The sequence below is a fragment of the Streptomyces sp. LUP30 genome (genome assembly GCF_001746365.1).
Classification (GTDB): Bacteria; Actinomycetota; Actinomycetes; order Streptomycetales; family Streptomycetaceae; genus Streptomyces.
On sequence record NZ_MJAJ01000077.1, the window covers coordinates 16,895 to 29,069 of the forward strand.

A 12,175-nucleotide genomic window follows, 5' to 3' on the forward strand; every position below is an offset into this window, starting at 1 on the left:
CGGTCGCGGGCGGCCTCCAGCTCCGCCTGGGTGAAGCGCGTCAGAGGATCGCTCCCGGGGTGTAACCGGCGGCCTCGGGCCGCTGCTTGACGATCTCCTCGATCCGGCCCACCACGACGGCGACCTGCGCGGACGCGGCGCCCGTGAAGGACAGCTTGTCGGCCATCAGCGCGTCGAGCTGCGCCCGGTCGAGCGGCAGTCGCTCGTCCGCCGCCAGCTTGTCCAGCAGCTCGTTGCGCTCGGCGCCCTGCTCGCGCATCGCCAGCGCCGAGGCCACGGCGTTCTCCTTGATGGCCTCGTGCGCGACCTCACGGCCGACTCCCGCGCGCACCGCGCCCATCAGGACCTTGGTGGTGGCGAGGAAGGGCAGGTAGCGGTCGAGCTCGCGGGCCACGACGGCCGGGAAGGCGCCGAACTCGTCGAGCACCGTCAGGAACGTCTCCAGCAGGCCGTCCAGCGCGAAGAACGCGTCCGGCAGCGCGACCCGGCGCACCACCGAGCAGGACACGTCGCCCTCGTTCCACTGGTCTCCCGCCAGCTCGCCCGTCATCGACGCGTAGCCGCGCAGGATGACCATCAGGCCGTTGACGCGCTCGCAGGAGCGGGTGTTCATCTTGTGCGGCATGGCGGAGGAGCCGACCTGGCCGGGCTTGAAGCCCTCGGTCACCAGCTCGTGCCCGGCCATCAGCCGGATCGTCTTCGCCAGCGAGGAGGGGGCTGCCGCGAGCTGCACCAGGGCCGTCACGACCTCGTAGTCCAGCGAGCGCGGGTAGACCTGGCCGACCGAGGTGAACGCCTGCGAGAAGCCCAGGTGACCGGCGATCCGGTCCTCCAGCTCGGCCAGCTTCGCGGCGTCCCCGCCCAGCAGGTCCAGCATGTCCTGAGCGGTCCCCACCGGGCCCTTGACCCCGCGCAGCGGGTAGCGCCCGAGCAGCTCCTCGACCCGGCCGTACGCGACGAGCAGCTCGTCGGCGGCGGTCGCGAACCGCTTGCCCAGGGTGGTGGCCTGCGCGGCCACGTTGTGCGAACGGCCGGCCATGACCAGCTCGCCGTACTCGCCGGCCAGCCTGCCCAGACGCGCCAGGACGGCCACCGTGCGGTCGCGGACCAGCTCCAGCGAGAGGCGGATCTGCAGCTGCTCGACGTTCTCCGTCAGGTCGCGGGACGTCATGCCCTTGTGGACCTGCTCGTGCCCGGCGAGGTCGTTGAACTCCTCGATGCGGGCCTTGACGTCGTGCCGGGTGACCTTCTCGCGCTCGGCGATCGAGGCCAGGTCCACGGTGTCGAGGACGCGCTCGTAGTCGGCGATCGCCGCGTCCGGCACCTCGATCCCGAGGTCCTTCTGTGCCCGCAGCACGGCGAGCCAGAGCTGACGCTCCAGCTTCACCTTGTGCTCGGGCGACCAGAGCGTGGCGAGCTCGGCGGAGGCGTAGCGTCCGGCGAGGACGTTGGGGATGCGGGGCTTGGCGGCAGCGGAAGTCACGTGGACGGATTCTACTGGCGATTCGTGCAGGCCAGCGCACGGTCCGGTTCGGCGGAACCTACGAGACCGTGGTCACTCGGCGCGCCCGGGGGGAGAGAGCCATGCCCGGCCCCCGGCCGGGCGCCTGGCGGTGCGCACCGGCGCCCCGCCGCCGCGGAGGCTCCGGCCGGTTCCGGGGCCCGTCACAGCGTCGGGCCCTCGTACGGCCGCAGGTCCGGCCGCTTCGGCGGCAGGCCGTCCCCGGAGGAGCGGCCGGTGAGGCGGCGGCCGATCCACGGCAGCAGATGCCGCCGGGCGAACCGCGCGTCGGCGACCCGGCGGGCGGCCCACCCCGGGGGCGGTGTCGCCGCCATCGGCGCGTGCCACTCCAGATCCTCGGGGTCGTGTCCGAGGGTCTGCCAGACGGCCTCGGCGACCCTGCGGTGGCCCTCCGCCGTCAGGTGCAGCCGGTCGACGTCCCACATGCGCGGATCGCTCAGGGACGCGGCGCCGTACAGGTCGACGACGAGCGCGCCGTGCCGCTCGGCCAGCTCCTCGATGCATACGAAGAGCTCCTCCATGCGCGGCCGGAAGCGGTCCAGGACGGGCCCCTGCCGCCCCGGGCTGCGCATGAGCACCAGCTGCTTGCAGGAGGGCGCCAGTTGCTCCACCGCCTCCGTGAGCAGGCCCTTGACCCGGCCCATGTCGCACTTGGGCCGCAGGGTGTCGTTGAGGCCGCCGACCAGGGTGACCACATCGGCGCCCATCGCGGCCGCCACCGGCACCTGCTCCTCGACGATCTGTCCGATCAGCTTGCCGCGTACCGCCAGGTTGGCGTACCGGAAGCCGGGGGCGCGAGCGGCCATCCGCGCGGCGAGGAGGTCCGCCCAGCCCCGGTAGGTGCCGTCGGGCAGCAGGTCGGACATGCCCTCGGTGAAGGAGTCGCCGACGGCGACCAGGCTGGTGTGAGTGGAGTTCGTCTGCATGGCGACACAGATGGTAGCCCGAGTCGCATACCCGACGGTCGGTCGCCTCGGCGGTCCGCCGGCCGGCCGTCTCCCGGACCGGCGCTCCGCCGCGTCCGCCGTCCGGCGCTCGGCCGTCTCCGCCGCGCACGCGTGCCCTCCGCGCGCGCGGCTCGGGCCGCTCGGGTCAGGTCCGCTGCCCGAACAGCTCCCGCAGCACGTCCTCCATGGTCACCAGGCCGGCCAGCCGTCCGTCGGAGCCGAGCACGGCCGCCAGATGCGTACGACTGCCCCGCATCGCGGTCAGGACGTCGTCCAGTGGCGTCGCCTCGCGCACCCGCGCGATGGGCCGCATGTCCCGCACCGGGAACGGGGTGTCCCGGGGTGAGGCGTCCAGCGCGTCCTTCACATGCAGATAGCCGACGATGCGCCGGCCCTCGTCCACCACCGGGAACCGGGAGAACCCGGACTCGGCCGCCAGCGCCTCCAGCCCTTCCGGAGTGACGCCCACGCGCGCGTGGACGACCCGTTCCAGCGGCAGGACGACGTCGCGCACCGGGCGGCGGCCCAGCTCCAGGGCGTCGTGCAGCCGTTCCTGGGCGCGGTCGTCGAGCAGCCCGGCCTCACCCGCGTCCCTGACGATCTGCGCCAGCTCCGCGTCCGAGAAGGTCGCCGTGACCTCGTCCTTCGTCTCGATCCGCATCAGCTTCAGCAGGGCGTTCGCGAAGGCGTTGATCGCGAAGATCACCGGTCGCAGCCCTCGTGCGAGGGCGACCAGCGGCGGGCCGAGCAACAGCGCGCTGCGCACCGGCTCGGCGAGCGTGAGGTTCTTCGGGACCATCTCGCCGAGCAGCATGTGCAGATAGGTGGCGAGGACGAGTGCGATCACGAAGGACACCGCGTGGCCGGCGCTCTCGGGCACGCCCACCGCGTGGAACACCGGCTCCAGCAGGTGCGCGATGGCGGGTTCGGCGACCACGCCGAGGAGCAGCGTGCACAGGGTGATGCCGAGCTGCGCGGCCGCCAGCAGGGCCGACACATGCTGCAGTCCCCACATCACGCTCTTGGCGCGGCGGTCGCCCTGCTCGGCGTAGGGCTCGATCTGGGAGCGGCGTACGGAGATCAGCGCGAACTCGGCGCCGACGAAGAACGCGTTGACGACGAGGGTCGCCAGGGCGATGAGCAACTGGACGGCGATCACGTGTCCGCCCCTTCCGCGGGGGTGTCGGCGAGGGGTGCGTGCAGCAGCACCCGGGCGGCCCGGCGGCCGGAGGCGTCCACGACGTCCATGCGCCAGCCGGCGACCTCCAGGGTGTCGCCGACGGCCGGTATCCGGCCCAGCTCGGCGGCGACCAGACCGGCCAGCGTCTCGTAGGGGCCTTCCGGCGCGTGCAGGCCGACGCGGGCGAGCTGGTCGGTGCGGGCGGAGCCGTCGGCCGAGTACAGGGCGCGGCCGTCGTCGTCCGAGCCCGCGGGTGCGAGGTCGGGCGTCTCGTGCGGGTCGTGCTCGTCGCGGACCTCGCCGACGACCTCCTCGACGATGTCCTCGAGCGTCGCCACGCCCGCCGTGCCGCCGTACTCGTCGATGACCACGGCCATCGTCCGCTTGCCGGACAACCGGTCCAGAAGCCGGTCCACGGTGAGCGACTCGGGCACCAGGAGCGGTTCGCGCATGATCTCCGAGACCGGCACGCGCGGGCGTCGCCCGGCCGGGATCGCCAGGGCGTCCTTGATGTGCGCGGTGCCGACCACGGCGTCGAGGCCGCCGCGGTAGACGGGGAAGCGGGACAGCCCCGTGGCCCGGGTGGCGTTGGCGACGTCCTCGCAGGTCGCCGCCGCTTCCAGCGCGATGACCTGGACACGCGGGGTCATCACGTTCTCCGCCGTCAGGTCGGCCAGGTTCAGCGTGCGCACGAAGAGCTCGGCGGTGTCCGCCTCCAGGGCGCCCTCCCTGGCGGAGTGCCGGGCCAGGGCCGCGAGTTCCTGAGGGCTGCGCGCGGCGGCCAGTTCCTCGGTGGGTTCCACGCCGAAGAGGCGCACGATCCGGTTCGCGGTCTCGTTGAGATGGCTGATGAAGGGCCGGAAGGCGGCGCTGAACCAGCGCTGGGCGTTGCCCACGCACTTGGCGACCGCCAGCGGGGAGGAGATCGCCCAGTTCTTGGGCACGAGTTCGCCGACGACCATCAGGAACACCGTCGACAGGGCCGTGCCCAGCACCAGCGCCACGGAACTCGCGGTGGTGCTCGACAGACCGAGCGACTCCAGCGGCCCGGAGATCAGCTTGGCGATCGACGGCTCGGACAGCATGCCGACCACCAGGTTGGTGACCGTGATGCCCAGTTGCGCGCCCGAGAGCTGGAAGGTGAGGTTGCGGACCGCCTTGAGCGCCCCGGCCGCGCCGCGCTCGCCGCGCTCCACCGCCCGTTCGAGTTCGCTGCGCTCGACGGTGGTCAGGGAGAACTCGGCGGCCACGAAGGCGCCGCACGCCAACGACAGCAGGATCGCGACCAGGAGCAGCAGCACTTCGGTCATCGGGTCACCTCCGTCCCAGGATCGGGCAGGGCGGGCGGCAGCGCGCGATGTCGCGTACGGGTACGCGTGCGGGTACGGGGAGGCTCGCCCATGGGCAGACGCTCACACCTTTCATGACGTCGTCGGGGCTGCGCGGTGGTCCACGCAGCCCCCCAATGGTAAAGGATTGGCAAAGGGCGCCTGGTGCGGCCCGGATCAGTCGGCGAGCGGCTTCACCCAGCGCCGCCACTTCTCCTCGGGCGCGTACCCCGCCGCGCGCCAGGCATGATGCGCCGTCTCGTTGCGGGTGAGCACCATCGCGTCCCCGCGACGGCCGCCCAGCCGTACGAACCGCTCCTCCGCGGCCGCCAGCAGCGCGGAGCCGACGCCCCGGCGCCGACGCCGCGGATGCACCGCCAGCCGGTACAGATGACACCGCCACCCGTCGAAGCCGGCGATCACCGTGCCGACCAGCTCGCCGTCCTGCTCGGCCAGGATGAGCGCCTGGGGGTCGCGGGCGACCAGCCGCTCCACCCCGCTGCGGTCGTCGCTGATGCTCGTGCCCTCGGCGGCCGTCTTCCAGAAGGCCAGCACGGTGTCCAAATCATCGGGTGTCGCGGCCCGTATCCGCAGATCAGACATGCGTCGATCCCATCACGGGCGGGCCGCCCGGACGCGGAATTCCGCCATCCGGACGGCCGCCGCCCCGCTCCGGCCACCGGCCGGGCTCCTCCTCAGTCGTGCGCGATCGCGGCCAGCACGTTCAGGCGGGACGCCCGCAGGGCGGGCAGCAGCGCCGCGACGACGCCGACGACCGCCGAGCCCACCACGACCGCCACGATCGTGCTCCACGGGACGGCCAGGGCCTTCATGCCCTGCAACTCCAGCACCTGCTGAATGCACACGCCCCACACCAGGCCGAGCGCCAGCCCCAGCACCGCGCCGAAGACCGCGATCACCACCGACTCCAGCCGGATCATCCGCCGCAGCTGCCGCCGGCCCAGCCCGATGGCGCGCAGCAGCCCGATCTCCCGGGTCCGCTCCACCACCGACAGGGCCAGCGTGTTGACGACGCCGAGCACGGCGATGACGATCGCCAGCCCGAGCAGCGCGTACACCAGGTAGAGCAGCACGGCGATCTGGTCGTGCACGAGCTTCTTGTAGTCGGCCTGGTCACGGACCTGCACCTGCGGGTACGCGGTCAGGGTCTTCTCCAGCCGGGGACGCAGCCCGTCGGCGTCGGTGCCGGAACGCGCGTTGACGTAGAGCGCGATGTCCTGTCCGCCGGGCACGTACTTCTCGACGGTCGCGATCCCGAAGAACAGCCCGCCCTGGGCGCCGAACCCGTCGGCCGCGTCCTGGTCGGTGAGCGCGCCCACCTTCAGCGACGCCGTCCGGTCGCCGGGGAACTCCACCGGGAGCACGCTGCCGAGCCGCACCCCGTGGTCGCGGGCGAAGTCCACGTCCATGCCGACGGCGCCGTCGGCCAGGGCGGCCGCGGTGTCGCCCTCGGCGTAGACGACGTGCGCCACGTCGTCGACCCGGTCGTCGTAGCCGCTGGCGGTCGTCTCCACGCGTTTGCCGTCCGGCAGCCGCACGGCGACCGGCGCGAACCGCTGGCGTACGACCAGGCCGACGCCCTCGGTGCCGCGCACCGCGTCCGTGACCTCCGAGGAGAAGGGGACGTAGTTGGAGCTCTGGACGACGTAGTCGGCGCCCAGCGTCTTGTCGATCTGCTGGTCGAACGACTTCGACATGGAGGCGCTCGCCACCGACATCCCGCCCACCAGGGCGAGACCCACCATCAGCGCGGCCGCCGTGGCGCCCGTGCGGCGGGGGTTGCGCAGGGCGTTGCGCTGGCTCATCCGGCCGACGGATCCGAACAGCGCCGGGAAGGCGCCGCCCAGGACCCTGATCACCGGCCGGACCAGGAGCGGTCCCGCGATGACGGTGGCGATCAGGGTGAGCACCACGCCCAGACCCAGCAGGGACGCCGCCGACGCCGTCTTCGAGGAGGCCGCGCAGCCCGCGAGCGCCGCAGCGCCGAGCGCCCCGACGACCGCGCCCACCACGGCGCGCACCTTCAGCGGCCGGCCGACTCCCGCGACGTCGGCGTCCGCGAGGGCCGCCATCGGCGACACGGTCGCCGCGCGCCGGGCCGGCAGATACGCCGCCACGAAGGTGACGCCGACGCCGACGACGTACGACGACACGGGGGTCGGCCAGGCGACGACCATCTCCGTGGCCTTCAGGTTCATGCCGAAGGCGCTCATCAGCTTGATCAGCCCGAAGGCGAGGCCGATGCCGGCGGCCAGCCCCAGCGTCGAGCCGACCAGGCCCAGCAGCACCGCCTCGGTGAGCACCGAGCGGCGCACCTGGCGGCGGTCGGCGCCCAGGGCGCGCAGCAGGCCCAGCTCCCGGGTGCGCTGGGCGATCAGCATCGAGAACGTGTTGACGATCAGGAACACGCCGACGAGGACCGCGATCCCGGCGAAGCCGAGCATCACGTACTTGATGACGTCGAGGAAGCCGCCGAGCGCCTCCGCGGACGACTTCGCCTGCTCGTCGGCCGTCTTGACCTCGTAGGGCCCGGCACCGACGGCGGCGGCGACGCGCTTCTTGAGCACCGCGTCGCTCACCCCCGCGGCCGCGTCGACGGAGATGCTCGTGGCCTTGTCGGCCGCGCCCAGCAGCTTCGTGGCGGCCGTCTCGGGGGCGAGGTAGACCAGGGCCGCGCCGGGGTTGGTGGTGGTGAAGGTGGCGATGCCGACGACCTCGACCTTGAACGAGCCCGGCTGGGCCATCACGGTGAGCGTGTCGCCGATCGCCACGTGCTTGCGGTCGGCCGTGCCGGAGTCCAGCATCGCCTCGCCCGCGCCCCGCGGGGCGTGCCCCGAGGTCAGCTTCACCGGGCTGCGGTGGGTGAGGAACCAGTCCGTGGCGATGGTCGGCGCGCCCGTGGTCGGACCCACGGACTTGTTGTGGGCGTCGACGACCGTGATGTTCTGCACGCTCACGTCCGCGTGGGCGGTGGCGACGCCGGGCACGCCCGCCAGTCGTGCGGCGAGGGCGGCGGGCACGGTCTGCACCGCCCCGGTCGGCGCGGACGAGGTGAGGTCCTGCTTCGGCTCCACCGTGACGTCCGCGGACGTCGACGCGAAGAGCCGGTCGAAGGTGCGGGTCACCGTGTCGGAGAAGATCAGGCTGCCCGCGACGAACGCCACGGACAGGACGACGGCGAGCGCGGACAGCAGCAGCCGTCCCTTGTGCGCGAGGAAGCTGCGGAGCGTGGCCTTCAGCACCGGGTCACTTCTCCCCGGAGCCGGCGCCGACGGCGCTGGTGCCGCTGCCCCCGCCCTCGCCGTCGAACTGGGCGCGGATCACGTCGAACCGTTTCATCCGCTCCAGCACCGCCTCGGCGGTGGGGCGCTGCGTCTCGTCCACGATCCGCCCGTCGGCGAGGAAGAGCACCAGGTCGGAGTGGGCCGCGGCGCCCGGGTCGTGGGTGACCATGACGACGGTCTGGCCCAGGGCGTCGACGGCCTCGCGCAGGAACGCGAGGACCTCCAGCCCGGCCCGCGAGTCCAGGTTGCCGGTCGGCTCGTCGGCGAAGATCAGCTCGGGGCGGGAGGCGAGCGCACGCGCGCACGCCACGCGCTGCTGCTGACCGCCGGACAGCTGCGAGGGCCGGTGCTTCAGCCGGTCCCGCAGGCCGAGCGTGTCGATGACCTGGTCCAGCCACTGCTGGTCGGGCTTGTGACCCGCGATGTCCATCGGCAGGGTGATGTTCTCCGCCGCGTTCAGCGTCGGGATCAGGTTGAAGGACTGGAACATGAACCCGATCCGGTCCCGCCGCAGCCGGGTCAGCTCCCGGTCCTTCAGGCCCGTGATCTCGGTGTCGCCCAGCCACACCTGACCGGCCGAGACGGTGTCCAGGCCCGCCAGGCAGTGCATCAGCGTGGATTTCCCGGACCCGGACGGCCCCATGACGGCGGTGAAGCGGCCGCGCGCGATGTCCACGTCCACGGCGTCCAGCGCGAGCACCGTGGTCTCGCCGGAGCCGTACGCCTTGGTCAGACCTCGGGCGCGGGCCGCGATCCCGTGGGCCGCGGTCAGGCCGGGGACGTGCTCCGCAGCAGGTGTGGACAAGGCTGCCTCCTCGCTCGGTGGACGTGCCGACTACGAAACGATGACTGTGCCTGGCCGAGCGTAGTGTGACCCGGCGCACAGCCGGTATCCCTTTTCGACCACCGACCGCACTTGCCGCTGCTAGCACCTTGGCGCTAGCTTCGAGATATGGCGAAGACCCAGCTGAACGTACGCGTGGACGAGGGCACGGCCCAGGTCGCCCGCGAGCGGGCCACAGCTCGCGGCATGAGCGTCAACCGCTACATAGAAGAGCTGGTCAGACAGGACGCCGGAGAGATCGGCCACACGTTCGTCGAGGCCGCCAGCGACTTCATGAAGCAGTACGAGGCGCTCTTCGCCGAGGAGTTCGGCGCGGAACGCGAGGGCGGGACACCCGAGGCCGGCACGCGCGAAGGTCGCCGCTGATCCCTTGAGCGACCTCCGTATCGACCTCGCCTGGCTCCTCATGCTCGCCGAACAGAAGACCCCGGGCGACCCCCAGGTCACCGACTGGGGCGCGCTGGTCGCGGCCGTGGCACGCCATCAGGCCGAGATATTCGACGTCCCCGTCTACGACGATCCGCAAGCCCGCGCCGCCGCACTGCTGCAACTGCTCATCCACGTACCGGCGTTGGAGCGCTCCAACGCGCTGTTCGCGTGTGCGGTCGCCTACGCCTACCTCGTGGCCAGCGGACTGAAGATCGCGACCTCGCCCGAACAGGTCCGCGACCTCGCCCGATTGGTCAAGAACGGAGAGGCCTCGGTGACCGAGATCGCGGGCGAGCTGCGCCGCTGGAGCCTGTAGCTCCCTCTCCCGTTCGCCTCGGGCCTCACCCCTGCTCCGGGGGGCGCCAGGCCGTTCCCGTCACGCAGTAGGAGAACGGCAGCCGCGGACCGCGCTCCGGCAGCGTCGTGCGCCGGTAGGGGCCCAGTTCGAAGCCGGCGTCCCGCAGCGCGCCGACGGTGTCACGGGTGAGCCGGCAGCCGCCGGCCAGATGCGGCCACACCGTGCGGTCCAGCGCCCGCTGGGTGAGGAGCATCGCCGGGCCGCCGCCGGGCCCGTGCTCGAAGAACCGCACCTCGCCGCCGGGCCGCAGCACCCGCCGCAGCTCGGCCAGGGCGCGCCCCACGTCCCGCACGCTGCACAGCACCAAGGAGAGCACCGCCGCGTCGAACGCCTCGCTCTTGACCGGCAGCGCCTCCGCAACCCCCGGCACGACGTCCACGGGCACCTCGGCGCGCAGCCCGGCCTCCAGCGCCGACCGGCGCAACCGCCGCTCCGGTTCGATCGCCACGACTTCGGCGACGCCGGCCGGATAGTGCGCGAAGTTCAGCCCGCTGCCCGCGCCGATCTCGACGACCCGGCCGGAGAGTCCGGCGAGCAGCCGGTCGCGCACACCGGCGAGACCCGCCCGGGTCTCCGCGGCCGCGCCCAGCCGGGCGTAGCAACGGGCGAACATCGGATGGTGGACGTCGTCGACGCGTACCTTCCCGGTTCCGGAGCCGGTTCCGGAACCGGGACGGCCGGAACCGGAGCTGGAGTCGTGGGGCCGTGACGGCATGGCGACCTCCGGGGCGGGGCGGCGACGGGCCTACCGGGATTCTCCCCCGTACGGGCCCGTCGCACCCCCGTGCGAGCGACCTGCCGATGCCGTTCGCGCCACGCCCGCGCCTCACCGGACGAAGTCGCGCACCTTCTCGTACACGCCGTGGTCGTTGTTCATGGCGTCGTGCGAGATGCAGCCGACGCCGACGTTGGCCGCCCCGCTCAGCAGCGCCGAGGAGTCCGGATCGATCGCCGCGTCGCAGTTCGACCAGTAAGCCGCGTAGTTCACGCTGCCGGGCGTCTCGTCACCGGAGTTGAGCGCGGTGAGGAACGAGCTGCCGGTCACCATCTGGGCGCAGGAGGTGTACAGCCAGCTGCACAACGAAGCCACCGAGGTGCCGTGGTTGGTGCCCGCGACGGAGACGAAGTCGTCCACGAACGCCGTCCCGCCGAGGTTCTTGAGGTAGTAGCGGGAGCTCAGCGCCCCCATCGAGTGCACGACGACGTCGACCTTGCTCGCGCCGGTTCGCGCCAGCACCTTCTTGATCTCGGTGTTCAGCTGGGCGGCGGTGGTGACGTTGGACTGGGTCCAGCTGTACGTCCACGCGTCCAGCTCGGCGGCCGTGTAGCCGTCGGCCTCGAAGTCGGCGACCCAGTCGTCCCAGCTGCTGGAGTCGCTGCTGAGACCGTGCACGAAGACGATCGGGTCGTGGGTCGCCGCGTGGGCCGTGGGGACGGAGAACGACAGAGACAGAAGGAGCGAAGAGGCCGCGGCCGTGAGGACCGCGGCGATGCGACGCTTGTGGCGCTGCATGATGCCTCCTGAAACAGGTGGGGTTGCCAGGAGTGTCGGTGGGGGTCTACGCGCGCCGCATCGGTGAAGTCGCCGGTCTTTACGGTTCAAGTAACCCGCCAGTAACGTCATGTGGGTGGTGACCCCGGTGAACCCCCCACCTCTCGGCGGCACTTCGTCACCGGCGCTCGCGGGCGCCGGTCCGCGCCCGGTCGCCGCGCTGCCCGAAGGCGTTCGCGTCCGTGTGTTGCGCCTGGTGCACGGCGACCCGAGGGCCGCCGTCGAAGCCGCGGGCCGGCTGACCGACCGGCAGGCGGCCGGCCTCGACCCGCTGCCGGCCGAACCCGTCGACCTCGCCCCTCAGCGGCTGTCCGCCCACCGCCGCGAGGTGCGGGCGCTGCCCGACGGCACCCGTCTGGTGCTGCTGCTGGCCGCAGCCGACCAGTACCCGGTGGCCACCCGCGCCTTCCTGCGGGCCGTCGCCGCCGTGCGCCTCGACACCCGGCCGCTGGAGGCCGCCGAGGCGGCAGGCGTCGCGTACGCCACGGCCGACGGGGTCGGCTTCCGTGACCCCTGGACCCGGATCGCCGCCTACGAGACGGCCTCCCCGGCCGACCGCCGCGACGTCCACCGGTTGCTCGCCCGCGTTCTGCACGGACCGGCCGAGACGCCCCGACGCGCCTGGCACCGGGGCGCGGGCGCGCTCGGCCCGAGTGGCCGGCTCGCCGCGGAGCTGACGGCGGCCGCCGCCCGGGCCCGTTCGACCGGCG

General features: G+C 72.7%; 11 protein-coding genes and 1 pseudogene. 3 read left to right on the forward strand and 9 right to left on the reverse strand.

Features of this window, described 5'->3' with window-relative positions:
• Positions 1-40 precede the first annotated feature (40 nt).
• The 7 genes from purB to BG482_RS37590 form a co-directional block, all read right to left on the reverse strand.
• Positions 41-1,483, reverse strand: a complete 1,443-nt coding sequence (gene purB, locus BG482_RS37560) for an adenylosuccinate lyase (protein ID WP_069773691.1) — start codon at positions 1,481-1,483, stop codon at positions 41-43.
• A 182-nt stretch (positions 1,484-1,665) separates the two neighbouring features.
• Positions 1,666-2,448 carry an SGNH/GDSL hydrolase family protein gene (locus tag BG482_RS37565; RefSeq protein ID WP_069773692.1) on the reverse strand — a complete coding sequence of 261 codons (783 nt, stop codon included), beginning with the start codon at positions 2,446-2,448 and terminating at the stop codon, positions 1,666-1,668.
• Between the two features lie 166 nt (positions 2,449-2,614).
• Positions 2,615-3,628, reverse strand: a complete 1,014-nt coding sequence (locus BG482_RS37570) for a hemolysin family protein (protein ID WP_069773693.1) — start codon at positions 3,626-3,628, stop codon at positions 2,615-2,617.
• On the reverse strand, positions 3,625-4,959 hold the full coding sequence (locus BG482_RS37575; protein WP_069773694.1) for a hemolysin family protein: 1,335 nt from the start codon (positions 4,957-4,959) through the stop codon (positions 3,625-3,627). Before BG482_RS37575 ends, BG482_RS37570 begins: the two co-directional genes overlap by 4 nt.
• A gap of 195 nt (positions 4,960-5,154) precedes the next feature.
• Positions 5,155-5,580: a GNAT family N-acetyltransferase gene (locus BG482_RS37580; RefSeq protein ID WP_069773695.1), complete on the reverse strand. Its 426-nt coding sequence runs from the start codon at positions 5,578-5,580 to the stop codon at positions 5,155-5,157.
• Positions 5,581-5,672: 92 nt separating this feature from the next.
• Positions 5,673-8,240 (reverse strand): ABC transporter permease, encoded by a 2,568-nt coding sequence (locus tag BG482_RS37585; RefSeq protein WP_069773696.1) that lies wholly within the window; start codon positions 8,238-8,240, stop codon positions 5,673-5,675.
• Between the two features lie 4 nt (positions 8,241-8,244).
• A complete protein-coding gene (locus tag BG482_RS37590; protein ID WP_069773697.1) occupies positions 8,245-9,087 on the reverse strand; it encodes an ABC transporter ATP-binding protein in 843 nt (280 codons plus the stop codon).
• Between the two features lie 147 nt (positions 9,088-9,234).
• On the opposite strand from BG482_RS37590, the gene BG482_RS37595 reads away from it, so the two are divergent.
• Positions 9,235-9,492: a toxin-antitoxin system, antitoxin component gene (locus BG482_RS37595; protein ID WP_069773698.1), complete on the forward strand. Its 258-nt coding sequence runs from the start codon at positions 9,235-9,237 to the stop codon at positions 9,490-9,492.
• A gap of 4 nt (positions 9,493-9,496) precedes the next feature.
• The gene (locus BG482_RS37600; RefSeq protein WP_069773699.1) at positions 9,497-9,871 is read left to right on the forward strand and encodes a fic family toxin-antitoxin system, toxin component; all 375 of its coding nucleotides are present in this window, start codon (positions 9,497-9,499) and stop codon (positions 9,869-9,871) included.
• Between the two features lie 25 nt (positions 9,872-9,896).
• Here BG482_RS37600 and BG482_RS37605 read toward each other — a convergent pair whose 3' ends face one another.
• Positions 9,897-10,628 carry a class I SAM-dependent methyltransferase gene (locus BG482_RS37605; RefSeq protein WP_069773700.1) on the reverse strand — a complete coding sequence of 244 codons (732 nt, stop codon included), beginning with the start codon at positions 10,626-10,628 and terminating at the stop codon, positions 9,897-9,899.
• 111 nt (positions 10,629-10,739) lie between these two features.
• On the reverse strand, positions 10,740-11,426 hold the full coding sequence (locus tag BG482_RS37610; protein WP_069773701.1) for a triacylglycerol lipase: 687 nt from the start codon (positions 11,424-11,426) through the stop codon (positions 10,740-10,742).
• Positions 11,427-11,535: 109 nt separating this feature from the next.
• On the opposite strand from BG482_RS37610, the pseudogene BG482_RS37615 reads away from it, so the two are divergent.
• Positions 11,536-12,175, forward strand: a pseudogene (locus tag BG482_RS37615) (LuxR family transcriptional regulator); the annotation flags it as partial.